The 25,826-nt window shown below is 54.3% G+C and carries 20 protein-coding genes, 1 pseudogene and 1 riboswitch; of the genes and pseudogenes, 11 read left to right on the top strand and 10 right to left on the bottom strand.

Annotated elements, in window-relative coordinates; translation table 11 throughout:
- The first annotated feature begins 1 nt into the window (after window position 1).
- The 3 genes from N512_RS0102115 to N512_RS22005 are packed head-to-tail and all read left to right on the top strand — an operon-like array spanning window position 2 to window position 5,538.
- Window positions 2-1,699 (top strand): Y-family DNA polymerase, encoded by a 1,698-nt coding sequence (locus N512_RS0102115; RefSeq protein ID WP_028779255.1) that lies wholly within the window; start codon window positions 2-4, stop codon window positions 1,697-1,699.
- Window positions 1,699-4,857, top strand: a complete 3,159-nt coding sequence (locus N512_RS0102110) for an error-prone DNA polymerase (protein ID WP_037473929.1) — start codon at window positions 1,699-1,701, stop codon at window positions 4,855-4,857. Before N512_RS0102115 ends, N512_RS0102110 begins: the two co-directional genes overlap by 1 nt.
- A gap of 30 nt (window positions 4,858-4,887) precedes the next feature.
- Window positions 4,888-5,538 carry a DTW domain-containing protein gene (locus N512_RS22005; RefSeq protein ID WP_051472603.1) on the top strand — a complete coding sequence of 217 codons (651 nt, stop codon included), beginning with the start codon at window positions 4,888-4,890 and terminating at the stop codon, window positions 5,536-5,538.
- 71 nt (window positions 5,539-5,609) lie between these two features.
- Here N512_RS22005 and trhA read toward each other — a convergent pair whose 3' ends face one another.
- Window positions 5,610-6,290: a PAQR family membrane homeostasis protein TrhA gene (gene trhA, locus N512_RS0102100; protein WP_037473926.1), complete on the bottom strand. Its 681-nt coding sequence runs from the start codon at window positions 6,288-6,290 to the stop codon at window positions 5,610-5,612.
- Between the two features lie 605 nt (window positions 6,291-6,895).
- On the opposite strand from trhA, the gene N512_RS23670 reads away from it, so the two are divergent.
- The 8 genes from N512_RS23670 (at window position 6,896) to N512_RS23950 (ending at window position 16,810) form a co-directional block, all read left to right on the top strand.
- Window positions 6,896-7,759, top strand: a complete 864-nt coding sequence (locus N512_RS23670) for a hypothetical protein (protein ID WP_156029031.1) — start codon at window positions 6,896-6,898, stop codon at window positions 7,757-7,759.
- Window positions 7,760-7,923: 164 nt separating this feature from the next.
- Window positions 7,924-8,023: riboswitch (TPP riboswitch) on the top strand.
- Between the two features lie 227 nt (window positions 8,024-8,250).
- Window positions 8,251-10,347, top strand: a complete 2,097-nt coding sequence (thiC, locus tag N512_RS21995) for a phosphomethylpyrimidine synthase ThiC (RefSeq protein WP_081737061.1) — start codon at window positions 8,251-8,253, stop codon at window positions 10,345-10,347.
- Between the two features lies 1 nt (window position 10,348).
- Window positions 10,349-12,937: a bifunctional hydroxymethylpyrimidine kinase/phosphomethylpyrimidine kinase gene (locus N512_RS23955; protein WP_231473487.1), complete on the top strand. Its 2,589-nt coding sequence runs from the start codon at window positions 10,349-10,351 to the stop codon at window positions 12,935-12,937.
- Entirely contained in the window at window positions 12,927-13,127 is a 201-nt protein-coding gene (thiS, locus tag N512_RS0102080) for a sulfur carrier protein ThiS (RefSeq protein WP_037473924.1), read from the top strand. The genes N512_RS23955 and thiS overlap by 11 nt, the downstream gene beginning before the upstream one ends.
- Before the next feature lie 3 nt (window positions 13,128-13,130).
- Window positions 13,131-13,910 (top strand): thiazole synthase, encoded by a 780-nt coding sequence (locus N512_RS0102075; RefSeq protein WP_028779250.1) that lies wholly within the window; start codon window positions 13,131-13,133, stop codon window positions 13,908-13,910.
- Window positions 13,903-15,060, top strand: a complete 1,158-nt coding sequence (gene thiH / locus N512_RS0102070) for a 2-iminoacetate synthase ThiH (RefSeq protein ID WP_028779249.1) — start codon at window positions 13,903-13,905, stop codon at window positions 15,058-15,060. The genes N512_RS0102075 and thiH overlap by 8 nt, the downstream gene beginning before the upstream one ends.
- 124 nt (window positions 15,061-15,184) lie before the next feature.
- Window positions 15,185-15,439 carry a hypothetical protein gene (locus tag N512_RS0102065; RefSeq protein WP_025888106.1) on the top strand — a complete coding sequence of 85 codons (255 nt, stop codon included), beginning with the start codon at window positions 15,185-15,187 and terminating at the stop codon, window positions 15,437-15,439.
- Between the two features lie 3 nt (window positions 15,440-15,442).
- The gene (locus N512_RS23950; RefSeq protein WP_081737059.1) at window positions 15,443-16,810 is read left to right on the top strand and encodes a putative metalloprotease CJM1_0395 family protein; all 1,368 of its coding nucleotides are present in this window, start codon (window positions 15,443-15,445) and stop codon (window positions 16,808-16,810) included.
- Between the two features lie 125 nt (window positions 16,811-16,935).
- Here N512_RS23950 and N512_RS0102055 read toward each other — a convergent pair whose 3' ends face one another.
- From N512_RS0102055 to N512_RS0102020, 9 genes and pseudogenes are all read right to left on the bottom strand, one after another.
- Window positions 16,936-17,541 carry a hypothetical protein gene (locus tag N512_RS0102055; protein WP_028779248.1) on the bottom strand — a complete coding sequence of 202 codons (606 nt, stop codon included), beginning with the start codon at window positions 17,539-17,541 and terminating at the stop codon, window positions 16,936-16,938.
- A gap of 78 nt (window positions 17,542-17,619) precedes the next feature.
- Window positions 17,620-17,706 (bottom strand): annotated as a pseudogene (locus tag N512_RS24600) (Mobile element protein); the annotation flags it as partial.
- Between the two features lie 153 nt (window positions 17,707-17,859).
- A complete protein-coding gene (locus N512_RS0102050) occupies window positions 17,860-18,327 on the bottom strand; it encodes a hypothetical protein (protein WP_028779247.1) in 468 nt (155 codons plus the stop codon).
- A 418-nt stretch (window positions 18,328-18,745) separates the two neighbouring features.
- A complete protein-coding gene (locus N512_RS0102045) occupies window positions 18,746-19,642 on the bottom strand; it encodes a LysR family transcriptional regulator (RefSeq protein ID WP_028779246.1) in 897 nt (298 codons plus the stop codon).
- Window positions 19,643-19,700: 58 nt separating this feature from the next.
- Window positions 19,701-20,771 carry a DUF3541 domain-containing protein gene (locus N512_RS0102040; protein ID WP_231473495.1) on the bottom strand — a complete coding sequence of 357 codons (1,071 nt, stop codon included), beginning with the start codon at window positions 20,769-20,771 and terminating at the stop codon, window positions 19,701-19,703.
- Complete coding sequence (locus tag N512_RS21980; RefSeq protein ID WP_051472601.1) at window positions 20,731-22,554, bottom strand: M3 family metallopeptidase; 1,824 nt, start codon at window positions 22,552-22,554, stop codon at window positions 20,731-20,733. The genes N512_RS0102040 and N512_RS21980 overlap by 41 nt, the downstream gene beginning before the upstream one ends.
- Complete coding sequence (locus tag N512_RS0102030; RefSeq protein ID WP_025009688.1) at window positions 22,541-23,488, bottom strand: alpha-L-glutamate ligase-like protein; 948 nt, start codon at window positions 23,486-23,488, stop codon at window positions 22,541-22,543. The genes N512_RS21980 and N512_RS0102030 overlap by 14 nt, the downstream gene beginning before the upstream one ends.
- 1 nt (window position 23,489) lies before the next feature.
- The gene (locus N512_RS0102025) at window positions 23,490-24,995 is read right to left on the bottom strand and encodes an inactive transglutaminase family protein (protein WP_028779244.1); all 1,506 of its coding nucleotides are present in this window, start codon (window positions 24,993-24,995) and stop codon (window positions 23,490-23,492) included.
- A gap of 8 nt (window positions 24,996-25,003) precedes the next feature.
- Entirely contained in the window at window positions 25,004-25,768 is a 765-nt protein-coding gene (locus tag N512_RS0102020; protein WP_028779243.1) for an ATP-dependent zinc protease family protein, read from the bottom strand.
- Between the last annotated feature and the right edge of the window lie 58 nt (window positions 25,769-25,826).

The raw sequence follows: 25,826 nt of genomic DNA, 5'->3' as shown, positions 1-25,826 counted from the left end.
GATGCCCCAGGTATGGATGGGAGTCTGGTTTCCACAGCTATTGCTGCAATATCAGCGTTATCGTCTGGCTATGCTGGGCAATATGGCGGGCGCTATGACAGGTACTATGACCGACACTATGACTGGAAGTATGACAGGCAGTGGTGCGGCTCAGGTTCAAACACGCGCTCAAACTCAGCCCCAAACCCAAAATCAGCCAAAAGCAGTGCCAACCGCTGCGGCGTCAGAGCCTTTTGATCCCCAAGTCCCCATGGCCTTGTATGACAGCCGGAAGCTGGTCATACATTCGGCCTGTCCCGCCGCTCAAGCAAAAGGCGTTACAGCTGGGATGAGTGTCGGCAGCGCTCAGTCGCTGCTCGGAGAGTTGCAACTTTGGCCACTGCAGGAGGTGGACAGCGAGGCGTTGCGGGATTGGTTATGTCAGTGGAGCTATGATTTCAGCGCCAGAATCTGGCCGCCGTTGTTATCCGGGCTTACCGAACAAGCTGCTCAAAATGCGGCCGATGCGCGCTGGCCTACAGATACACTGCTGCTGGAAGTGGGGTCCATGGTTAAACTGTTTGGCAGTTTGAGCGCCATTGTCGAGGCTTATCTCAACAAAGTCGCCGACTATGGTCTGGAATGCTCATTGGTGCTGGCACACAGACCGCTGGATGCGGCGATATTGGCGCGGCATACTCACGTCGGCATCAGCGCGGTATCAGCTGCCTTCATGAGCACGCCCACAGCTGAAAAAGCCGGGCGCCTCAAGGTGCATCACGGCTTACCGCCAGATTTACCACTGGATTTGCTGCCATTAACCCAAGAGGAACGGCAGCGGCTCGGCGCGCTTGGGTTGACGACTCTAGCCATGCTTGATGCCTTACCCCTTGCCGAGTTGGGGCGGCGCTTTGGTCAGGGTTTGCTGCAGCTGCTGGCACAAATCCAGGGGCGTTTGCCCTGTTGCCGCAAGGGATATGAGTTACCCGAACAGTTTCAGGCCAGGTTGACCTTGCTGCATGATGTTGAGTGGGTTCAGGGATTGCTGTTTCCATTGCAAAAGCTGCTGGGGGAATTGGCAACCTATTTGCGGATCAGGCAGTTGGCGGTGCAACAGTTGGAGCTGTGGCTGAAGTTTCGCGAGCCAGAGACGCCGGCGCTGCAACTGACACTCAACTATCCCTTCGGGGAATATCAACTGCAGGGACTATCTCAGCTCTGCCGCTTACAGCTGGAAGGATTGCAACTGCCGAGCCCGGTCGTCGATATTGAGCTGCGAGCCAGGCAGTTTGTGTCGCAGCAGCTGGGTAGTCGTGAGTTGACCGAGTCCAGAGAAGGGCTGCAGCAGGATGCCAATCAATTACTCGCCAGATTACAGGCCAGGTTAGGTAGCCATAAGGTGCGCTCTTTGGTGTTGGCGGCCGATCCCATGCCTGAACTGGCCAGTACTGCAGATCCCCTGACTCGTTGGCCGCCACCGGCAAGGCCGCCCGTTCAGCCGTCGCTGGCGCTGCGGCCTCTTTGGCTGCTGCAAGAGCCGCAAGCCATTGCTCCTGAAGCCGTGGAGCTGCTTAGGGGGCCGGAAAGGTTACAGAGCCCCTGGCATTCAGGGCCTTTTCCCTGCCGAGATTATTTTCTTGCCCATCATAAGGAGAATGGCGGTCTGTGTTGGCTGTTTCGCACCGCTAATGGGCTCTTTCTTCACGCTTGGTTCAGCTGATGTACGCCGAATTGCATGCTATTTCCAATTACAGCTTTTTGCGCGGGGCTTCCCACCCGGATGAGTTGGTGCAGCAGGCCGCCAAACTGGGCTATGAGGCCATCGCCATTACCGACGAGTGCTCTCTGGCGGGAGTGGTCAAGGCGCATGAGGCCACCAAACAAAGCGGTATCAAGCTGATTGTCGGCGCCGAATTCCACCTGCCGGAAGGCTGCCTGGTGCTGCTGGCAAAAAATCGCCGGGGCTATGGTCTTATCAGCACTCTGATAACCCGGGGGCGGCGCCGGGCCGATAAGGGCAAGTATCGGTTAACCCTGGATGACTTTGCGGCCATTGACCGCGGCTGCTTTTGCCTGTGGCGGCCACCATCTGTGAGCGAGTTGCTGGCGCAGGCCGACTTGCAAAGCTTTACTCACCAAAGCCCAAGTCAGCAAACCCCTTGGCTGACGCAGCTGCAGCAGCGCAGTCTGGCACAGTTGAATGTCCTGGCGACACGGGTCAAAGCCGTGTTTTCACTGCCGCTTTATCTCTTGATGGAGCGGCAACTGCAACCCGGAGAGGCTTGGTATCTCGAGGCCTGTGAGGCGCTGTCGAATCGTTTTTCCCTTCCCTGTGTCGCCGCCGGTAATGTGCAGATGCATCTTGCCGAGCGACAAAGGCTGCACGATGTGCTCAGCTGTATCCGCCATGGCCGCGCCGTGCCCATGGCCGGTGAGCTGTTATCGGGCAATGCCGAAATGGCGCTTAAGCCGATAACCGCTATGGCCAGGCGTCACCCTCAAGCCTGGTTGGCAATGAGCTGTGAGCTGGCGTCCCGGTGCCATTTCAACTTGGATGAACTCAAGTATGAGTACCCGGCCGAGTTGGAGCCAAGCGGCCTAAGCGCCAGTGAATATCTGGCGCAGGAGGTGGAAAAGGGCGCCCGCAGGCGTTTTGGCGAGGCGGTACCACCTGAAGTGCAGACTCAGTATCGGCGCGAGCTCAAGCTGATTGCCGAGCTCAATTACGAATACTTTTTCCTGACCATCTATGATCTGGTCTGTTTTGCCACCAGGCAAGGGATACTGCATCAGGGACGTGGCTCGGCCGCCAACTCTGTGGTCTGTTATTGCCTTGGGATCACCGAGGTGGATCCTACCAAGGTCAACATGCTGTTTGAGCGTTTTATTTCCAAGGAGCGCCATGAGCCGCCGGATATCGATGTCGATTTTGAACATGAACGCCGCGAAGAGGTGATCCAGTATATCTACCAAAAATATGGCCGTGAGCGTGCAGCCCTGGCCGCCAGTGTGATCACTTATCGTTTCAAGAGTGCCATGAAAGATGTTGGTAAGGCTCTGGGGCTCAGCGAGCAACGGCTGGATGAGCTGATAGGCGCTGTCGATCGCCGCGATCCGCAAGTGCCTTGGCAGCAGCAGTTGCAACAAGGCAAGCTGTTGCCACAACAAGGTTTGGGGCAGTGGTTGTTGCCGCTGGTGGAGACCCTGATGGGTTTTCCAAGGCACTTGTCGCAACATGTCGGCGGCTTTGTGATTTCGGCCGGGCCATTGGCCGAGCTGGTGCCGGTAGAGAATGCCGCCATGGCCAAGCGCACTGTGATCCAATGGGACAAGGATGATCTCGAGAGTCTGGGGCTGTTAAAGGTCGATGTATTGGCGTTGGGAATGCTGACCGCGATCCGCAAATGTTTCGAGTTGATCTCCCGTCACATTCGTCCCTTTGCCATGTCGGATATTCGCTGGGAAGATCTGGCCGTCTATCGTATGTTGCAGCAGGGCGACAGCATGGGGGTGTTTCAGGTGGAGTCGCGAGCCCAGACCAGCATGCTGCCCAGGCTCAAACCCGCCTGTTATTACGATCTGGTAATACAGATAGCCATAGTGCGCCCGGGTCCAATTCAAGGAGACATGGTGCATCCCTTTCTGCGCCGCCGTGATAAAATCGAGCCGGTCACTTTTCCTTCGGCCGAGGTGGAAGGCGTGTTGTCACGCACTATGGGGGTGCCCATTTTCCAGGAGCAGGTGATCCAATTGGCCATGGTCGCCGCCGGTTTCAGTGGTGGGGAAGCCGATCAGCTGCGCCGCGCCATGGCCAGCTGGAAACGCAGTGGCGAGCTGGAGCAATTTGAACACAAGTTGCTTCAGGGGATGACGGCCCGAGGCTATAGTGACACCTTTGCCAGGCAGATATTCAACCAGATCCGCGGCTTCGGCGAATATGGTTTTCCCGAGTCTCATTCGGCCAGCTTTGCGCTCCTGGCCTATGTTTCGGCCTTTCTCAAACACTATTACCCGGTGGTGTTTTGCTGCGCCTTACTCAACAGTCAACCCATGGGCTTTTACAGCCCGTCACAGCTTATTCAGGATCTTCGTCATCATGGCGGCCTGGTGTTGCCGGTTTGCATCAACCTCAGTCAGTGGCACAGCACACTGGATCGACAAACCGATGGCTCCTTGGCACTGCGCCTCGGGTTCAGGTTGGTCAAGGGATTATCAGAGCACAGCGCCGCCAAGATAGTCGCGGGCCGGGGCGAGGGCTTTAATCACTTGTCGCAGTTGGCGGCTCTGGCACTGCCAAGGCGTGAGCAGGAGGCGCTGGCCAGCGCCAATGCCTTTGCTACCCTGGGGGGCGATCGCCATCAGATCAGGTGGCAGTTGGCCGCCCGTCAGCAGAGTTTGCCTTTGTTTGAGCAGCCGGACGAGGCCGATTTTCGCCTTGAAACCGCCTTGCCTGAGGTCACCGAAGTCGATGCCTTGCTGGCTGACTACGCCTGTACCGGGCTAACTCTGGGGCGCCATCCTCTAGCACTGCTCAGAGAGCAGGGGTTACTCGGCAAGTGTCACAGCGCCGCCTCTTTGTGGCAGTGTCGTCATGGCCAGAATGTGACTGTGGCGGGGCTGGTGGTCGGCAGGCAAAGGCCTGGCACCGCCAGTGGAGTCACCTTCATCACCCTCGAAGATGAAACCGGCAATGTTAATCTGGTGGTATGGAGTGATACGGCTAGGGCCCAGAGACAGGCTTATTTGAGCGCCAGGATCCTCAAGGTGAGCGGGGTCGTGGAGTTTTCGTCCGGCGTATTGCATCTGCTGGCCGGTCGGCTGGAGGATATCTCGGGCAGTATGCACGCGCTGGTGGTACACTCGCGGGATTTCCATTAGCCGATAACCCATTTTAAGCTGCAACTGCCTGTGAAAATAATCCTGCTGACCCATGAAAGAGAGCTGAATCGAGCCAGTAACACAGCCACCCTGGCGCTTAATGCTTATCCGACTCTCTGTAAACGGGTACTGTGGGCGCGTAAAGCCCCGGATGCTTGGTTAATGGCGCACTTGTCTTTGGGGCGAACCGCCTTACTCTATCCGCAAACCGAAGAAAGTACTTCTGAAGAAAGTATTTCGCGAGCTCAAGCTGCAAATGAAAGCCCAAACTTAAGCCTAAACCCAACTCCAAACCAAAGTTCAAAGCTAAACCAAAGCCCGGCTCAGGGCGCAATATTGCCTCAAGACACTGCTCAGGAAGCCGCACAGAAAACTGCTCTGAAAGCTGCTCTGAAATTAGGGAAGCCGCTAAATTCGCTGGTCATACTCGATGCAACCTGGCAGGAGGCCGGCAAGATGTATCGCCAAAGCCCCTATCTGCAGTCGCTTGCCAGAGTCGAACTGCAAGCAGAGCAGGGCTCGGCGTTTCGCTTACGGCGCAATCAGCGCCAGGGCGGGTTATGTACCTTGGAATGTATTGCGGCTGTTTGGCAAAACTTGGGTGGAGACTATAGTATCGCCGCCAGGCGGTTACTCAGTGAGTTTAATCAATGGCAGGCTGAGATAAGAGCTCCGGCCTAGCTGCGCTAGAGTTGGCACAGCAAGCCGGAAGCCGTCTCTACGGCGGCCTGAGTTAAGTCTATCCGCCTGCGTTAGATCACCGTCAGATAAACACACAGGAAATGGCAAACGGCGCCGCCCAACACAAACAGATGCCAGATGGCATGATTGAAAGGGATCGCCTTGGTAGCGTAGAAGATCACACCTAAGCTATAGCTCAGCCCCCCGGCCAACAGCAAGTTGAACCCGGCAGTTGACAGGTTATCGATAAGCTCAGGCAACACGGCGACGCAGAGCCAGCCCATGGCCAGATACAGCACCAGGCTCAGCGCCTTGAATCTGTGAATAAAGCAGCTCTTGAACACTATTCCCCCCAATGCCAACGACCAGATGGCTATCAGCACCCATTCTTCCTGGGCATCGGCCAAAGTAATTAACATCAGCGGGGTATAGGTTCCGGCGATTAACAGATAGATGGCGCAGTGATCCAGCATCTTGAGGCGCCGTTTCCACACAGGGTGAGGAATGCTGTGATACAGGGTCGAGCAGAGGAACAGCAGGATAATACTGCCGCCATAGATGGTTACACCTGTTAACTGAATGGCATCCAGCGAATGCCAGCCCTTGAGCAACATCAGCATCAATCCCAGAATGCCGGCAATCACCCCCAAACCATGGCTGACGGCATTGGCTATCTCTTCATTCAGACTATATCCAGCGGAAAACTGGCCATTGAACTGGGCTTCGGCTGCTGGGGTTTTGCTGTTGGGCATGATTGACTCTCTGGTTCGACCTCATTGAAAGTGAGTCTAACAGCGCCGTAGCGCCATGGCTAGATAAAAGTGTACAGGTGTTCGCTGAGATGGATTTATTCTTTGAACCGTATCGTCTGCATTTTTTGCAAACGTCTAATGTTGCACCTTAACAACTCGTTGCCCGGCTTCCAAGTCGCTTTTTACGGTTATTTTGTTCAGAGGATTCCGTCAATCTTATTCGACAAGGGTTTTACTTGTTTTGCTTGAAGCCGTAGACTTGAGCTTGTAGCGTAAATTGCTTTTCAAACAAGGGAATGAACTTTTTGCCGAGGGTTTTTCTCTAACACTGAGTTTACATTCAGCGACGGATAAATCAGCGGCTTATGCCTTCTCTTCCAGAAAAGTTTATTGCCAGCCGAGACGAAAGCTCGGCGGCAATGGCAAGCTTGAGCATCAGCATCCCGGGTAGGGATGCTGCCTTTGAGCTTGGTCTGGATGACATCATTAATCCCTGTTCCTGCCAACCAAGCCATTCTCAATCACATTCGATTGCCCCTTTCTTTGCCCTATCGCCTTTTAGTCAACAGCTTGGGTTTCAACCCCAATGCCTGGCGCAAGTTGGCATGGCTAAAAAAGCAGAGCAGGGGGATGGTGAGGCAAAGGGCAACGCCTTCAGCAGTTGGACTGCGGCGGGAGCCGTGCACTTAGTACTATTGCTGGGGATATCCTGGTTTTGGCAGCAGGCCGAATGGCAAAGAGTGGTGACAGAGCCTGCCAAACCCAAGGCGCTGCAATCCTATCTGTATTTCAGTCAGCCCAGCCCAAAACCGTTAACGCCAGTGCCGGAAGCCTTGGCCGAAGAAGCAATAACCCAGCCCAAGGAAGCGATAGAGGTTCAAAAAGCTGAGCAACAAAAACAGGCCGCCGAAGAGTCAGAGCAAGAGACTGAACAAGTGGCTGTTCAAGACCAGAAAGAGCAAAGGATCCCCAAGACTCGGGATCAAAGCGTTAAGCCTATTGGTAGAGTCATTGAAGAAACGAAAAATGCAGCCGTACCTGCGCCCGAGCGAGCAAATGACTTTAGACCGCAGCCGGCAGAGCAAGCTCAGCTGGACTTCAGTTCAAACGCATTAAAGTCTGCCCGAAAAGTATTGCAACACTCTCAACAGCAGGCGCTGCAGCAGTTATCACAGCAATATGCGGATAAGGCCACGGGACGCAAGAGCCTCAGTGAAATGGATGGGGAGATGGAGGTGCTTTGGGTCAATGACGCCGATGATTTCAATAAAGTGGCCAGTCTGGATCTGCCGCTCGACCCTAACCGTATCGTCAAGGATGGTGATACCTGCTATCGAGTCGTCAAGGTGCCGACTCCACTCAATCCCTATGCCGAAAACTTGGGTTTTCCATTTAAGTGCGGTCAGACAGAGATGGAAAAAGCGCTCAAGGAGGCGGTGGCCAGCCGTCTAAAGCGGCTTGGTAAGTGAGTTTTGCAATCAATTTATTTGACTTGAAATAAATTTTTTGTTCAATTTTTGCGAGTATTTTCATTTAATTCAAATAATTAAATTGTGATTTTAATAGGTTTGAACCTGCGGCGAGTTTTGTTATTGGGCTTGTTTCCCGCTTCGGCTTGTGCTTATACTCGGCAGCAATCTTGTCGGAGTGCCCTCTGGGCTGAGACCGTTTATTCGGGATCCGTTGAACCTGATCAGGCTAGCACCTGCGAAGGAAACAAGCATTCAGCTGCAGCATTACCGCAGCCACTGCGAGCAAAAATCTATGCCAAAGGCTAAAAGAGCCGAGGCGATATCTGGCTTCTCAAGCGGACATTGAACTGACCTGAAACCACGAGGTCAGTCTGCCAACACCGCCGGAGGAGGACTCCAAATCAAGGAGTTTAACCAGTCAGCTTGCGCCGCTTATTATTCAACTCTCCTGACAAGCAATTTCATTTTCCAAAAGAGTGAGCTTGCTTATGTCAAATCGTCAATCCAATCGTCGTCAAACCCGTGAGGCCGCCCAGGCCTTTATCGATAACCTTAAACCCTTGCAGCATCCCAATTCACAGAAGCTGTTTGTTCAGGGCTCCCGGGCCGATATTCAGGTTGCCATGCGCCAAATCAGGCAGACAGACACCCGAATACCAACCCAAGATGGCAGTGAGCAATTTGAACCCAATCCCGCCGTACGTGTTTATGATTGTGCCGGCCCTTATTCAGATCCCAACGCGGCTATCAATGTGCGCCAGGGCCTGGATAAACTGCGCCAGGGCTGGATCTTAGAGCGTGATGATACGCAAGAGCTGACTTCGGTCAGCTCCAGTTTTACCCAGCAGAGGCTGGCGGATGAAGGGCTGGATCATTTGAGATTCGACGCTTTGCCCAAACCGCGCCGGGCCAAGCCGGGTAAGCGGGTGACCCAATTGCATTACGCCCGCGCCGGCATTATCACTCCTGAAATGGAATATATCGCCATTCGTGAAAATATGGCCCGGGCCAACGAAGCGCTTGCCAAAGATCCGCAACTGGCCCGCAAAGCCAAAGGAGAAGCCTTTGGCGCTATAGTTGCCACGCCGATAACCCCTGAGTTTGTTCGCAGCGAAGTGGCCCGTGGCCGCGCCATTATTCCCGCCAACATCAACCATCCGGAAGCTGAGCCTATGATTATCGGCCGCAACTTTTTGGTGAAGGTCAACGCCAATATCGGTAATTCGGCGGTGACCTCTTCCATCGAGGAAGAGGTGGAAAAACTGGTGTGGGCCACCCGTTGGGGCGCCGATACGGTAATGGATCTGTCCACCGGCCGTTATATCCACGAAACCCGTGAATGGATAGTACGCAACTCGCCTGTGCCCATAGGTACCGTGCCCATCTATCAGGCGCTGGAAAAGGTCAACGGCATTGCCGAAGATCTCAGCTGGGAAGTGTTTCGCGACACCCTGATAGAGCAGGCCGAACAAGGAGTGGATTACTTCACCATTCATGCCGGGGTCTTGCTGCGCTATGTGCCCATGACGGCCAATCGGGTGACCGGCATGGTATCCCGCGGCGGCTCCATTATGGCAAAGTGGTGCCTGAGCCATCATAAGGAAAACTTCCTCTACAGCCATTTCCGCGACATCTGTGAGCTTTGCGCCGCCTATGATGTGTCACTGTCGCTCGGTGACGGCATGCGCCCCGGCTCGATTGCCGATGCCAACGACGAGGCTCAGTTTGCCGAGCTGGAAACCTTGGGTGAACTGGTGAAAATCGCCTGGGAATACGATGTGCAGACCATAATCGAAGGGCCGGGCCATATTCCGATGCAGCTGATCAAGGAGAATATGGACAAGCAGCTTGAGTACTGTGATGAGGCGCCTTTCTACACCTTGGGGCCCCAGACCACGGATATTGCGCCCGGCTACGATCATTTCACCTCTGGCATAGGCGCGGCGATGATTGCCTGGTACGGCTGCGCCATGCTCTGTTATGTGACTCCCAAGGAGCATCTGGGCTTGCCAAACAAAGAGGATGTTAAACAAGGGCTTATTGCATACAAAATTGCGGCACATGCCGCCGATGTCGCCAAGGGACATCCAGGCGCCCAGCTGCGCGACAATGCGTTGTCCAAGGCCAGATTCGAGTTTCGCTGGGAAGATCAATACAACCTGGGGTTGGATCCCGATACCGCCCGGGCGTTCCACGATGAATCCCTGCCTCAGGAGTCTGCCAAGGTGGCGCATTTTTGCTCCATGTGCGGCCCCAAGTTCTGCTCGATGAAAATCACCCAGGATGTACGCGACTATGCAGCGTCTTTGGTTACGTCTCAGGTGGCTTCGGGGGATTCGTCAGGGACAGACTCGGCAGAGCGCCAAACCGAGCCAGTGCAGGCAGAAGAACTGATGGCACAGCCGCTGGAAGTACTGGATGCCGAGGCGGGGATGGCGCGGATGTCGGCGCAGTTCAAGGCCGGTGGCAGCGCCCTGTATCATCCGGCTACAGCAAGCGAAAAGTCCTTGTCCAATCCAAAACCCGAGTCCAATCCCAAACCCAAGTCCGAGCCAGAGGCTGCACGCTATGAAGAGGAAGCCTGAAATGGCGGCTGATAAAAGGCCGATAGTCTGGAGCATAGCCGGCTCAGACAGTGGCGGCGGCGCCGGTATCCAGGCCGATCTGGCCACCTTCAGTAATCTTGGCTGTCATGGCTGCTCTGTCATCACCACTTTGACCGCCCAGAGCAGTGTGGCAGTGACGCTAACCGAGGCGGTGAGCGAGGAGATGTTGCTGGCGCAGCTCAATGCTCTGCTCGGTGACTTGCCGCCCAAGGCGATAAAAATCGGTTTGCTCGCCAATCAAGCGCAGTTGCAGCTGCTTTGTGACTGGTTGGCTCGGCACCTGCCTGATGTTCCTTTGGTGGTCGACCCTGTCATGGTGGCCAGTTGCGGCGATGCACTCTCAAAGAGCACTGCAACGGGCGCAGCGCGGCTCGATTACCGGCCGCTGGCGGCGCTCTCCACTGTGCTGACCCCGAATATTCACGAGCTGGCGTTGCTGAGTCACAGCGATATTCATGACTTTCCTTCCTGGCAAGATGCGGCAACTTGCCTGGCAAACGAACTGCCTTGCCATCTCTTGGCCAAGGGCGGGGATTTCGAGGCGGGGATCGCGCGCGGCCTGGCAGAAGACTTACTGCTTTTTAAAGACTTGCCTCACAGCTCCGGGTTGCATCAACGGCAGGGGTTTGTGTTGGCGAGCCCAAGGCAAGCATCCAGTAATAACCATGGCAGCGGCTGCACGTTATCCAGTGCCATAGCGGCATTTCTGGCCCACGACTGGATCTTGCCCGATGCCCTAATCCTGGCCAAGGCCTATATCAATGGCGCCTTGGCGCAGAGCTATCGGGTAGGCCGTGGTCCCGGCCCCTTAGGTCGGCCCGGGGCTTGTCTGGCCGCCGGGTTTATGCCTGTCATCTGGCCGCTGGAGGATTATCCCTGGGCCAACCCAGCCCAGGTGCTCGGCGCCCCTTGGCTTGCAGCGCCAACCTCTGCTGATGCTGTTAGTGCTAAAGGCGTTGGTGTTAAAGGCGTTAGTGCTGAAGGCTTTAAAACACTGCCTCATAATTTAGGTATCTACCCGGTCGTGGCCGATGTCGAATTGCTGGAAGCCTTACTCAAGGCAGGTTGCCGCACCATTCAATTGCGTCTCAAGCAGGAAGTGCTGCCCGGCTCGAGCGCCGAGCAGGCGATCATTCGCGCCATCGCGCTCGGGCGCCAATACCAGGCGCGGGTCTTTATCAATGATCACTGGCAACAGGCCATTGCCCACGGCGCCTTTGGTGTGCATTTGGGCCAGGAGGATCTCAGCCAGGCATCCCTTGAGGCCATCCAAGGGGCCGGTCTGGCGCTGGGGTTATCCAGTCATGGTTATTTCGAGGCGCTGCTTGCATTGCGCCACAGGCCCAGTTATCTGGCCCTCGGACATATCTTTGCCACCAAGACCAAAGTAATGCCATCTCTGCCCCAGGGACTGGCGCGCCTTGGCGCCTACAGCGAAACTTTCGGCTCCTTGCTGCCGACGCTCGCCATTGGCGGCATTGACGAGCATAACCTCGATGCCGTCAAGCATACCGGTGTGGCCAATGTCGCCGTGGTGCGGGCCATTACCGAGGCCGCCGAACCGGTAACGGCCTTCAGGCGCCTGACACAAAGCTGGTTAGGGCGAGCAGCCCCGATTGCAAGCGGGATTAGCTATGCTCAGCAAAATGCCGGGCTTCAGGACGATGTCGGGGTTCAGGAAGGTGCAGCTGAGCAGGAAAATACTGGAGTTCAGGACTGTGCTGGGGTTCAGGACTGTGCCGGGCTGAGCGACCGCGACTTTATCCGTTACGGCAGTCAGTTGCTGCTGCCCAGAGTCTCAGAAGCGGGGCAGCTCGCCTTACGGGCCAAGACGGTCGCCATAGTGGGGCTCGGAGGCCTTGGTCATCATTTGGCGCACTCTTTGGCCGCCGCCGGAGTAGGGCGTCTCATTCTTATCGATCCCGATATTGTCGAGCTGGGTAATCTGCCGAGGCAACTGCTCTACAACGAGCAGGATATAGGCCGTTTGAAGGTCGACGTGGCCAAGGGAAAGCTAGGGCGCGATTATCCAAACTGCCTGATTGAGATTGACCCCAAGCTATTTGGCCCCAAGAGCGCGGAGCTTATTAGTGAGGCGTCACTGGTATTGGATGCCAGCGACAATTTCCTTTGCCGTCATAACCTTAACCAAGCCTGTGTGAAGCTGGGCAAAGAGTTGATTGCGGCGGCGATCAGCGCCGATTCCGGCCTGCTGTGTCATACCGCCCCTTGGCTTAACCCCGAGGCGGGCTGTTATGAATGCCTGTTCCCGCGGGATAGCACAGGCTCGGGGCGCTGTCGCGACATGGGGGTGCTGGGCCCGGCGGTGCAAACCCTGGCGGCGATGCAGTCGCTGGCAGCCATCAATACCCTGCTTGGAGAGCGCAGCACCCTGGGACGCCTCATCAGCTTGGATTGCCGAACCTTAAGCGTGCGTGAGGCTGCGCTTTGCGCCGACCCGGCATGTCTTTGCTGTCAAACCCAATCTCAGGCTGGAAATCAAACCGAAGCTCAATTTATGAAAGGGCGTTCTGAGCTTAGCCGTGAGGAGAATCGTGATGCAAATTAAGATAAACAATCAAGTCAAAGAGTTGCCTGAGGCGATGACACTGTTACAGCTGCTCGAATGGTGTGATATAGCGCCTGGCAGCGTGGCGCTGGTGCGTAATGGCGCCGTAGTGCCCAGATCTCAGTGGCCAGTGCTTGAATGTCAAAACGGAGACAGCCTCGAGCTGTTTTCCGCCGTTGCAGGGGGTTGAGATATGTTGCAAATTGGCGAGTTTGAGTTTCAATCCAGGCTGTTTGGCGGCACCGGCAAGTTTGCTTCGGCAGAGCTGATGCAACGCTCGCTCGTGGCCAGCGGCGCCGAGTTGGTCACTGTGGCGATGAAGCGGCTCGATTTTAACCAGGGCAGCGATGAATTGCTGGCACCGCTCAAAGAGCGCGGCGTGCAGTTGCTGCCCAATACAGCCGGGGCCCGCAATGCCAGGGAGGCGATTTTTGCCGCCGAGCTGGCGCGGGAGATGCTGGGCACCCAACTCTTGAAGCTGGAGATCCACCCGGATCCCCGTTATCTATTGCCGGATCCGGTAGAAACACTGGAAGCGGCCCGGGTCTTGTGCGCCGAAGGCTTTACCGTACTGCCTTATGTGCATGCCGATCCCGTGTTGTGCTTGCGCCTCGAAGAGGTAGGCTGCGCCGCCGTGATGCCGCTTGGCAGTCCCATAGGTTCCAATCAGGGGCTGGCCACAGAACCCTTTTTGAAGATCATCATAGAGCAGGCCAATGTACCTGTGGTGGTGGATGCCGGGATCGGCGCGCCGTCTCAGGCGATGCGGGCGATGGAGTTGGGCGCCGATGCCGTGCTGGTTAATACTGCCATCGCCTCCAGCTTGGATCCCGTGACCATGGCGGGCTGCTTCAAAGATGCGGTGCGCGCCGGGCGATCGGCCTATCTTGCCGGACTCGGGACTATCAGCAATCGGGCCCAAAACACCAGTCCGCTGACCGGGTTTCTCAATCTGGGAGACAACCATGGCTGATTTTCTCGAGCGTTTTACCGCTATCGACAGAGATCTACTGCGCCTTGCTATTGCCAGTGTCAGCGCCGCTGAGGTGGAGCGTTGTCTGGCGCGGCCCGAGACGATAGCGCACAATCCCTCGGCCTTGCCCATTCTCTTGTCACCGGCGGCCCGGGAATTTCTCGAGCCTATGGCGCAGCTCTCTGCTGCGCTCACCCGCAAGAAGTTCGGCGCCAACATAGGTCTCTATGCGCCGCTCTATGTTTCCAATCTATGCGCCAATGATTGCGACTACTGCGGTTTCAGCATGAGCAATAAAATTCGCCGCAAGACCCTAAGCCAGGCCGAACTGGATGCTGAAATTGCCATTCTCAAGCAGCGCGGCTTTGATTCTGTGTTGCTGGTTTCCGGGGAACATGAAACCAAGGTAGGTCTGGATTATTTTGCCCAGGCGCTTTTGAGACTCAAGCAGGACTTTAGCTACCTGGCGATTGAAGTGCAGCCCCTCGCCGAAGCGGGTTATCGGCGCCTGGTTGATGAGGGGCTGGATGCCGTGATGGTATATCAGGAGACCTATCAGCCCGCCACCTATGACCGCCATCATCTCAGAGGCAATAAAAAGGACTTTGGTTTCAGGCTCAATACACCGGACAGAGCCGCCAGGGCCGGGGTCGATAAGATAGGCCTGGGGGTCTTGCTCGGGCTGGATGATTGGCGTCTGGACTCGGCACTGATGGGATTGCACCTGGACTATTTGCAGCAAAAGTACTGGCGTAGCCGCTTCAGCGTGTCGCTGCCAAGGCTCAGGCCTTGCGTTGGCGGAGTAACGCCGGCTGTTACCCTGGATGATGCCGGATTGGTACAGCTTATCTGCGCCATGCGCTTGTTCAGCCCGGCGCTGGAGTTGAGTCTCTCTACCCGGGAGAGCGCCTCACTCAGGGATAATCTATTGCCTCTTGGGATCACCCATGTGAGTGCTGCCAGCTCAACAGAGCCAGGTGGTTACAGCAATCCCAAGTTGCAGCTGGATCAGTTCCAGATAAGTGATGAGCGCACAGTCCCTGAGGTGGTCAGCGCCATTCGAGCACAAGGCATGCAACCTGTGTGGAAAGATTGGGACGCGAGTTGGCTCGCAGGCGCCTCTTTTGCGGAAACCCATCAAGGGACATAAACCTTTCGGGCTGTACATTTGCGCTGAATTGGCCAATAATTGTTCAAAGCTGTGGCTGAAATGGTAGCAACTGATTTTAGCCGCAGAACGAAAATCCACAGTCCAATACAGACAAGGGGCAATCATGCAAATTCCATCGGCTTTTTCGGCGGGAGTTCAAGGGCTGCAAAGCGCCCAGTCCGGCCTGACTCAGGCAACAGTGGATATCGCCCGTCCGGCACCTGCGCAGCAGGCCGATTCGGCCCGCCCGGTTGAGGAGGCAGACAAAACCTCGGCATTGGTATCGGCATTGGAATCCAAGGCCCAGGGTCAAGCTTCAGTAGAGGTGATTGAACGCGCATCCGACACCTTGGGCAGTATCATAGATATCGAGGTGTAATATATGGTTGGCGCGCTGGCCGGCGCGGGGCTGACGGCAACAGCCGTGTCCCGGCGGCCAAGCTCGTCAATTGCCAACTTAAGCAGTGGCAGCTCCATAAACCAATCGCCTATCAGCGCCAACCCTGTCGGTAAAATCTCCGCCAGTCAAAATCCCTCTCAGGTAAGTGGCGTAAAGCCAAGCCCAATAAACCTGAGCTCGGGAAATCAAAGCACAATCAATACAAGCTCAGTCAATACAAGCCCAGTCAATTCAAGCCCGCTCCAAGGTTCAGCTGCACCACATTCAGAGCCACAAACCGTAAAGCCGCCGCGGGAAGCACTTGTCAGTTTGACTAAAGGAGCCCTTGGGGCCGCGGCCTTGTCCAGCTCAGGTCATTGGCATGGAGAGGTTCAAGCATCGATGCCGCTCGCGGGGGCATCGACTCAAGCATCTGCCTTTTCCAGCCAAGGGGCTGACATTGTCGGCGGCCCTGCGACACCAGTAACTTTAGCGGGAGAAGCGCCAGAGGTTTCCGCTTTTAATGGCACAAATACTTCCGCCAACTCTATGAGTGGGGCAGAGCAGGCTTTTGACAACACTTCCGGCAACTCTTCGAGTCGCTCATCAAGCCAGGCTGGCAGCGAAGTAAAAGAAGGGGACGACAGGGCGGCTCGCCAGTCAACCGGGGAGCCGAATAGTACAAGCGAAGCCGAACCCAAGCCGGATGAGGCACAACAGAAACAGCAGCAGAACCGAGAGAGTCGTGAGCAACAGGCGCTTGAGCGGGAAATCGACTCCCTGATGAAGCGCGATACCCAAGTACGTTCCCATGAACAGGCTCATGCCGCAGTCGGTGGGATCCATGCCGGACAACCGGCATTTGAATTCGAGAAAGGACCCGATGGCAAACGTTACGCGGTTGAAGGTGAAGTTCAGATAGATGTCTCTGTGGTGAACGGCGATCCGCTGGCGACCATGGCGAAAATGAAACAGGTCTATGCGGCGGCGATGGCTCCTGTCGATCCCTCCATGGCCGATATCCGGGTCGCCGCCGAGGCGATGCGCAAATATAACCAGGCAAGAGAAGAGGCTGGAACCCAGAGACTTGCCGCCGCACCAAAGCCTGAGCTGAGTCAAAACCTGTTGGGAGCCGCAGATTCGGCGGCTGAAAAGTCCGCGCCTTCCTTTGATCCCAAGGCTGGCGACTCTGCAAACTTTCCCATAGGCCTGTCTCGTCTGATGGGCGCCATAGCACAGCAGTCAAATGCCTTGAATGAACAGACTTTCAGTCCACCCAAGGCCGAGTTGCAGCTTGAGTCGGGTTCAGTTGCCGATGTGATAGCCGCTGAGCAGCAACAGGCGCAGCGCATTCGGGATGAGAGTCGTTAGTGCTTCACGTATCTTCAAGGCTAATTTGAGTTCGGCGAGAGCGCGGCATAATAACCTCCTTATTAAATGCTTAACAAAGCATAGTCGGAGGGGACTTCAGTACCTTAATGCTGGGGGCCATATTCTCATTGCTTGGCATTTCGTGGCTTTCCTAAGCTTGGAAAACTTTTGAGAGATTCAAAATCTAGTTTTTCAAAGCGGAACGCTACAAAATTATGGGTAATATCTTCTGCAAGTTGCTCAGCTTCTTCCACAACAGATAGTAATTCATCGAATGACAAGAGTTTGTTGTCATCAGTACTGTGTGCAATCGCCTCAAGAAATGAGTCTTCAAGTTCATCTTGGAAAAAGACAAGGCAAAGCGGATTATGGGCCACAAGATTTCGGTGTTTTGCTAACTGTTTAGCTTTTTGAAGAGACTTGCAATATGCGTCTTTTGTGGCTTTCTCCGCTTCTTGAGATGCGATGAGATCAATTGCAAGATCTATTCGTGCAGACAACCCTGCGCGAACAAAGTGTTTGTGAATATTTGAACCAGCCCAATCACGGATACACTTGTGGGTGGTTCGCTCAATGCTGCCAAAGGCAATGAATAGCCTACCTATTAGGGGTTCCCAGCGAGAAGAATCAACGAGTTTTACCATATGCTTGCCTAACGCCGCATTAAGCGGAAAATTATAGTTGGCTAAAATGTTTGATAACAAAGATCGTGAAAAAATCAAGCCACCCATTATAAAACAATAACCTAACCTTCTTTCTGTCTGCGTTCAAGCACAGTTAGGTGATTTGACAAAAGATATCCTTGTAGTCAGAAAGCCACGCCGTACCACTCGGCTGCAGCAGTGATAGTAAGGCGTATCTTCAAGACTAATTTGAGTTCGGCGAGGGCGCGGCACAATAACCTCCTTGTTAAATGCTTAAACAAAGCATAGTCGGGGGGGCTTCCGTGCCATTATCGCTGGGTGTCCATACTCTTTCCTATATTCTTTCCATATTCTCTTACCCAAGGTTTCCTTGGGCGGTACTGACTAAACTTGTTAGTTTTATTTTTACAGTTGCTCAAAAAGTTGTCCTGCCTCAATTGCGGCTGAATCAATATCAGCGATTATGCTTTCTATTTCCGAAGCAGGCCACTGAATATCTGCAATTGGTTTATCGGTGTGAGCTTGATACGCAAGTATCTGCGAACCATCAGTAGCAGTTATTGGGTGAGCGTGAACTAAAGCATTCCGGCGAACGATTAAGTCAGAGAACGTTTTATAACAAGCCATAAGTTGTTTGACTTGATTGGTTGTTATTTGAATCGATGGCTTTTGAATTGCAATTTTGAACCTATGCTTAACCGCGCCAGATGTCATATTGTTTACACGACAATACTCGTTAAGAAAACCGGGTTCGAGTTTTTCAGCTATTTGGATAATAGTCGATTCGTAGTATGAGAATACATATACGGCCTTGCCAACCAAAGCAGCATATTCATCATTTACAGGTATGCATGTTGTTGTGTGATTGCTCATAAATTCCTTTTAAAACTAACAGCTGTTTAGTGTGCATGCGTGTTCTAACCCTCGGAGGAGTGAAAACGCGCATAGCTATCTTTTTTATTAGTTAGATATAATAGAGTTTAGCCAAAATATCCCTTGCAGCTATACGCGTATGCGTGGTTTCCAAACCTATTATCTACCAACAGTGTTTTATATCTATATGAATTTAATGATATTTTCTGTGATTTTTCAGAAATAATACGCAAGATTATCTTCAAATTTCCGAGGTTTTTGTCAAAACCTCAATAATACTGTGTGAAAAACAAGCATTATAGTGCTCTCCAGGGGCTGTTCGAGTCTTTTTCTAACTGATATTCGTGACGTCATACCATAGGGACACAGGGTAAATATGAAGTTGCTCCGTTTTTCACTATTTATAATGAGCTCAGATTTATACTGAGCCAGATTTATGTTGAGCCAGGATCAGTGATTCCAGCAGCTTACAGGCCGGGCCCTGTTTGTCTCTCTGTGGCACCACCAGACTGAGCAGTATCTTGCGGCTGCTGGAACCTTTGAGACTGAGGCGTACCAATTCTCCATTTTCCAGCTCCTGCTTGACCAGATGCGCCGGGATCCAGCAAAAACCTATGCCTTTGGCCAGGATCACCTTGGCTTCGTGGAAGTTGCTGACGGTCCAGCGCTGCTCGGCCTTGAGCCAGCCGATTTCCTGCTGACTATTGACGCCGGTATCTTTGATCACAATTTGCAGATGCTGGGCCAGCACTCTGTCGTCTTCAATTTCCACTTGAGCCGCCAGCGGATGGGAAGGGTGGCAGAGCAGGTAGAAGTCCAAGTCGCAAAGGGGCTCTGAGATATACCCCATGGGCGGGGTACCGCAAATCGCAATATCCACCTGATGGTTTTTGATCATCTCCTGGGTACCGCTGATCACTGTGTCCCGCACTGTGACCCGGGTTCCGCGGCTCTGGGGCAGAAAGGCGGCCAGCGCCTCGGTCAGGGTTTCCATGGGGTAGACCAACTCCCTGGCGATGCTCAGACTCGGCTCCCACCCCTGTTCCAGATTGCTGGCGAGCTGCTCCAATTCCCCCACAGCCTGAGTGACGTGACGAGAGCGACGAAGCAGTACTTCGCCGCATTCGGTCAGATAGGCCTTGCGGCCACGCACTTCGAGGAGTTGGATCCCCAACTGATGCTGCAGCTTGGCCACAGCATGGTTGAGGGATGACTGGCTCTTGTTGAGCTGCTCGGCGGCCTGGGCGTAACCACCGAAGTCGACGACGGCCTGCAGGATCCGCCACTGTTCCAATGTGGACTTGGGTCTGTTCATTTTCTAAAAACTCGTCAGATTTCGGCCTATCATGGGTGGAAACTGCCAGTTTTTCAAACTATTTAGCCTTTTTCGTCGACTTGGTCGCCTGTTTGACTGACTCGAGTGGCGTCACCTGCATCGGCAGGTATTTTCGGGTCGCCTTGAGCTCACTCAAATAGGGGCCTTTATGCAGTTTTTCCGGCCATTTGAGCAGCATCATCGCCAGCACATTACGGTGTTCACCCAGGGCCAGCGCCGGGTTGCCTTTGGGGGAGCGAATAAAGTCTACCTCAGGATCGAAGGACTTGATGATGTGTGCCTGGGTGGCTTTCACCATGGGATGATCTTTGCCCTTGCCGGCGAGCAGATAGCTTATTCCTACTTCGGCAATAATATCGTTGGTGGCATCACTGAGGATCCGCTCGCGGTTGGCTTCGAAGTAGTCGAGGATCCAGGCGAACTCCTTGGCATCTACCGGGTGCTGATAGTATTCACTGGCGGCGAAGATAAAGTGAGTCAGGCCATAGAGCTTATTGCGATATTGTGCCTTACTGAGCTTGCCATCCTCGGCATCCGGGTAGACACGTTTGAAGGCGGCTTTGTAGTCTTCCAGGTAATCGCCAACGCCAAGCTGCTTGGCCCAGTAAACATAATTGATCAGCTGCGCCGCCCAGGCTTCAATCATGGCTTCGTCGGTCAGGCCGTGCTGCAGATCTGTACTCTTGAGCCCTTTGAGCAACTTGTCGTGACAGGGCCCGGTAAATCCCAATTCATCTATGCGACTGGCGTAGCGCAGCAGCACATCGGTATAAAACAGAAATTCGGGGAAGGGTTTGAGCGCTTTTTTGCGTGCCTTGGCCCTGGGGCCATTGCCCAGTTGGGATATCGCCTTGAGCGATTCACTTTTGACAAAATCAGGGTCGTCCAGTTGGCAGGCATAGAAACTTTGCGCTTCAGTAACCGCAAACAGATCCACCAAGGCGGCGTTGGCGTACTGCTCGTCACCTGTCATCCGATAGAGACGGATCCCGTAATGGCCCTGCACCCTGGGTGGCAACTGGTAGAGATGCTGCTCCAGATTCTGCTGAATGCGTTGATAAACCTCGTCAGCGCTGGGCTGGCTCTTGGCGGCCAGGGTACTGCTCATCACTCCCAGGCAGAGGGCAAGTGTCAGTTGACCGGTTCTCTTGAGTATTGGCATCGCGTATCCTCCGGATGAGTGTGGCCGCATCGGCAGCGCCAAACAGGCTTTGCAAACGGGCGACCATAGGTTGGGCTGATTCGTTGACCAGCAAGAGATCAAATAGTTGCGCCGGGTTGCAGCCCCGGGTGTGAACATCTATGGCTTTGGCAAGCTGTTGTTGCCAGAGCCCGAGATAATAGAGCGGCCCCTGATCGCTGATGGCGCCAAAGCTGTAGCTATAATCACTGACTTCGGGCCAGGAGCCATTAAAACTGGCTTCAAACGCCTTGTGCAGCTGTGGGTATTGGCTGTTGCCAAAGGCTTCAAAGCTGGCGAGGGCCACTTTGGCACGAAACACCTTGAGCTGCTGCTGGTATTCTTCGGCCAGTTGTTCGCGCGAGCCGGGAGCCGGCTTGAGTGAAAATGTAAAGGCACCGCTCAGATAGCGTTCAAGCCAGGCTTTGCCCACTCCGGCGCCATCCTGAGGCAACTCCAGACTGTTATTGAGATAGTAACGACCGCCGCCACTGAGTTGGGCTATGGCGGCGCTCAGGGAAGAAACTGCGGTCTGATAATCTTTGAGCCTAAGTTGCTGAGGCTTAAGCACCAGCTCGCTCTGGCCGGTTTGTTGGCCGACAACGGCGCGGCGCAGCATTTTATGGCGGTTGTGTTTGCCTTCGCTGATAAGAAGTTCACCCAGCAGCCGACCATGGTGATACACCCTGAGCCAGTCGTCGTTAATCTGCTCTGTGGTTAATCCCAGCGGTTTGAGATGGTCAAACAGGGCTTTTAGTACTTCAGAGTCTTTGAGCGCGACTATTTCGGTTGACTGGGCCTGCTGTAACTTGCGGCCCAGATCCCAAGGGGCGTAATCCAGTTTTTGAGTGCTGATATCGAGAAATTTGGCCACATCGCTTGGCGTGCTTAGCAACTGGGAACTGAGGATAAAATCACTGTAGCTCGGGTAACCATGCGCCTTGGCTTGCTCCTGTCTCAGGGCAAAAACGGATGACAGCGGCAGTTGATTGCGTAATCTGGCGCGTCCCTGATAAGTGCGCCAAACCTTGGCGCGACAATCACCATCGGCCTGTTGCATCAAGTAAGAGGCGATATTGACTGCAAAAAAGCCGGGCTTTTGGGCTGATTGAGCGGCTTCCTGCTCCGCTGAATTATCTTCGGGATTGAGAGCCTGTTGCATGCCGGGCAGGGCACATTGTCCCAACTCCAGCTTGAGATCGTCACTGCGCATTCCCTGGCGAATGCTGGCCTGGGCGCCATGAAGACGGGCCTTTTCCTCTATGCCCAGATGTTGTTGCATCAACCAGTCCAACCTCTGGGCCAATGCCTGAAGTTGTGGCTCATCATCCTGGTTCAGTTCGGATGTCAGGCTTATCAGCGCCGGTTCGCTCAGGAATCTATCCATGGTGTCGGCTAGTTTCAACTGACACTGCAACAGCAGCTCATGCTGCGCCGCTGACAGGGGAAAACTCCGATAATAACCGAGGCGGTCATTGATATTGTGCAGCCCGAGGGTTTGCCGCTCCAGCAACTGCAGATCCTGAAATTCAGGTTGAAAATTGCTGCTGTATTCGACACATTGGGCCGTCAGCAAGGGGACGGCATCAGGCGCGGCCAGGGCAGGGGAAATGCCCGAGGCCACAGTCGATGCCAGCAGCGACGCCAACACCGACAATGGCAGCCTGGACTTGAGGCGAGACGGACTCAGGCCGGAGTTAGCGGCTGGCAAAGTGCTTCTTGGCATAAGCGACCCGTTCTTCCACTGACATGGGTTTGCCCGTCATTCTTTCCACATGCTGCAGCCTTGGCAATATCCCCATGCCATTGGCTATCTGGATGGCAAGCCCGGGACGGGCGTTGAGCTCCAGCAGCAGTGGTCCCTTGTTTTGATCCAGTACCATATCGGTTCCCAGATAACCCAGTTCGCACATTTCATAGGCGCTCGAGGCCGTGTGCAGCAAGGTATCCCAGTGGGGCACCTCGATTTCAATCAGGTTACGCCCCGTGTCCGGATGCAAATCGACCGGGCAGTCAAACTGCACCGCATGCAGACCGCGGCCGGTGGCGATATCCAAGCCGACACCAACCGCGCCCTGGTGCAGGTTGGCCTTGCCATCGGAAGCGGCGGTGGACAACCTGAGCATTCCCATCACAGGAAAACCCTTGAACACTATCAGGCGGATATCCGGAACCCCTTCATAGCTGAAGCCATCGAATACGGGATCGAACTCAATCAAGCCCTCAATAATGGCCACATCCGGCTTGCCACCGAGGGAGAACAGGCCGCTGAGGATATTGGAAACGTGGCGATCGACCTCGCTCGGGGTGACTTCATTGCCATTGGGCTTATAGAAGCGACCATTCTCGACATGGGTGATCACCAAGATCCCTTTGCCACCCGAGCCTTTGGAGGGTTTGATCACAAAGCCGCTGCGATCTTTTACTTGTTCGGGAATGCTATTGATACCGTGTTGCTCGCGCACCACGCCTATCAGATCGGGTACGGCAATATCATTGGCAAGCGCAAGTTGCTTGGTGGTGAGCTTGTCGTCCACCCGTTTGTAAAACTTGCGCGGATTGTAGCGGCCAATATAGTCGATATTGCGCTTGTTCATATTCAGCACGCCAGCGCGGCGTAGCTGCCATGGCCAGGCAAAATTCATCTTATTCTCCTGCCAGTGGCTTGAAGCGCTTGAGCTCCAGCAGTCGATAACCCGTGTACTGACCCATCAGCAGCACCAGCGCCAGGATCACCAAATGAATACCCAGGAAGTTGAACACCCAGTGCTGTACCCAGGTGGCGCTCATGGCCAGATAAGCCAGAGTGGCTACCAGAAGTGAACCTCCACCTTGCACCATCACCTCTTTGGCGCCTTCCTCTTCCCAGAGGATAGACATACGTTCAATGGTCCAGGCGAGAATGATCATCGGGAAGAAGGTGATAGTCAGGCCTTCACTGAGCCCAAACTTGTACGACAGCAGGGTAAACAGGCCTATGATGCCTATCACCACTATGATCACCGCCGATATTCGCGAAATCAGCAACAGGTTCAGATGCGATAGATAGGAGCGGATCATCAAGCCAAAGGCCACAATCAGCAGGAAACCTATCAGGCCGGTCAGCAGTGTGGTTTGGATAAAGGCCAGGGCAATAAGCACAGGCATAAAGGTACCTGAAGTCTTGATGCCTATGATAACCCTAAGGAATACCACCATCAGCACTCCGATGGGGATCAGCAAAATACCCTTGAACAGACTCTGTTCTTCCAGCGGCAGTTGATAGAGGGAAAAGTCGATGGCGTTGTTTTTGGCCATCATGTCTATGGAGGTCGCCAGGGCTGAACGTGTGTCTTTCAGCATGGAGAAGTTGACCTGGGAGTTGCTGCCACCCAGAACGTCCAATACCGATTTACCGCTGCGCTCCCACAGTACCATGTTTTCCGGACGGCCCTCTGTGCCTTTGACCAGATCGAACAGATGCCATTTACCGTCCTGATAGACTTCGACAAAGGGAGAAAGTTGCTGCCGACGGCGCTGATCTTCCAGATACAGACCATTGACTTCCTGAGTTGGAATACCGCGGCTATTGAGCATATGGACAAACAGCTTGGTGGGTGAGTTGGCCGAAAGCAGCAGCTCTATGTTTTGACTGCGATCACGGCCGGCAATGGCGCGCATGATCTCACGGGCAAAAGAAAGGTTACCGGCACTGCGAGCCCAGGCTTCGTCCATCACCTGCTCGGCGGCGGCTTTCTCGGTCGCAGACCAGATATAAGGTGCCGGAGGCAGAGGTTCTTCCTGAGCCTTGAGTATTTCACGGCCTGTGGGGATCAGGGTGACCTTGTAGTAGAGGTCCTGTTGGCCATTGGCTTGACGAATCGACCAAAGCGCGCGGCGGCCCTGTTCATTGTTGCTGATAGTCAGGCCATAACCCGGGGAGGTGGCATTTTCCATCAAGACTTCAAATGCCGGATCCTGTGGCAGGGAGAAAGAGACTTCTGCCGGGCCACCCGTACCCTGAAAACTGACTTTGGCATCGACAGCCCAACTTTGTACCTGCTCACCGGGCAGGAAGGGCACATTGTGTTCAATACCACGATAAATACTGGCGCTGAGCCCAACAATAAACAGCAGAGCTACCACCAGGTAGAAAGGTTTCCGTGAATGCATTACCGCTCCTATTTATGGCTCGAAATCACTAAGTCTTTGGCTTTGCCGTGCAGGTAAGCTTGGCCTACGTCGACAACGGCTATGTCTTTCATAAACTTGCGGCCGAGCAGCAAAGGATATTCGAGGTGACTGCGGTCGGTAAGGTTAAGATCGGTTTCGGCGGCATATTTGCCTATTTTGAGGTGGGCGTGGATCACTGGACGGCGATCGTCTTTTTCATCGGCATCTTGCTTGATACGGACAAAACGTACCACCTTGGATTCGAAAGTTTTTCCCGGCGCATCCGCGCCATTGATCATCACATCGAATCTAACCCACTGGGCGCCATCACGCTCAAACAGAATAATGTTGCGGGCATCGAGTGAAGAGGATTCGGCACCGGTATCGATACGGGTATCGAAACTGGCATTCAGCTCATCGATAAAGACGCTTTCGACTTCACCGAGAATATATTTGTCGCCAATAGGTGAAGCTTCGCAGGGCGCAGGCACCTGTACTTCCTTGATGGTTTCCTTCGGGGGCTGCTGCAGTTTCTTCATCTGCTGTTGTAAACTCTGAAGCTGAGTATTCAGGGCATCCAGATGCTGTTGCTGTTGATTCTGAGCCTGAGCAATCACATTGACTATGCTGGCTTCCTGAGAGGCGAGGTTGGACTGCAAGGTCTGGGCGTCGACCGGCACCGGGGCATTTGCCACTTCCTGAGTGCTGGCGCAGCCGCCGGCAAGTGTTGCCATGGAGGCCATGACGGCGATTGAAATCGTCTGTTTCAACATAGTGCTTCCTGTATTCTGTTTTCCAGATTGCGTCACTTTTATATAGGGTTCGGTGAAC

The organism is Shewanella sp. 38A_GOM-205m, from assembly GCF_000518445.1.
Lineage (GTDB): Bacteria > Pseudomonadota > Gammaproteobacteria > Enterobacterales > Shewanellaceae > Shewanella > Shewanella algae.
Note: the sequence above shows the minus strand (reverse complement) of the source record. Positions and strands in the feature narration are given on the sequence as shown.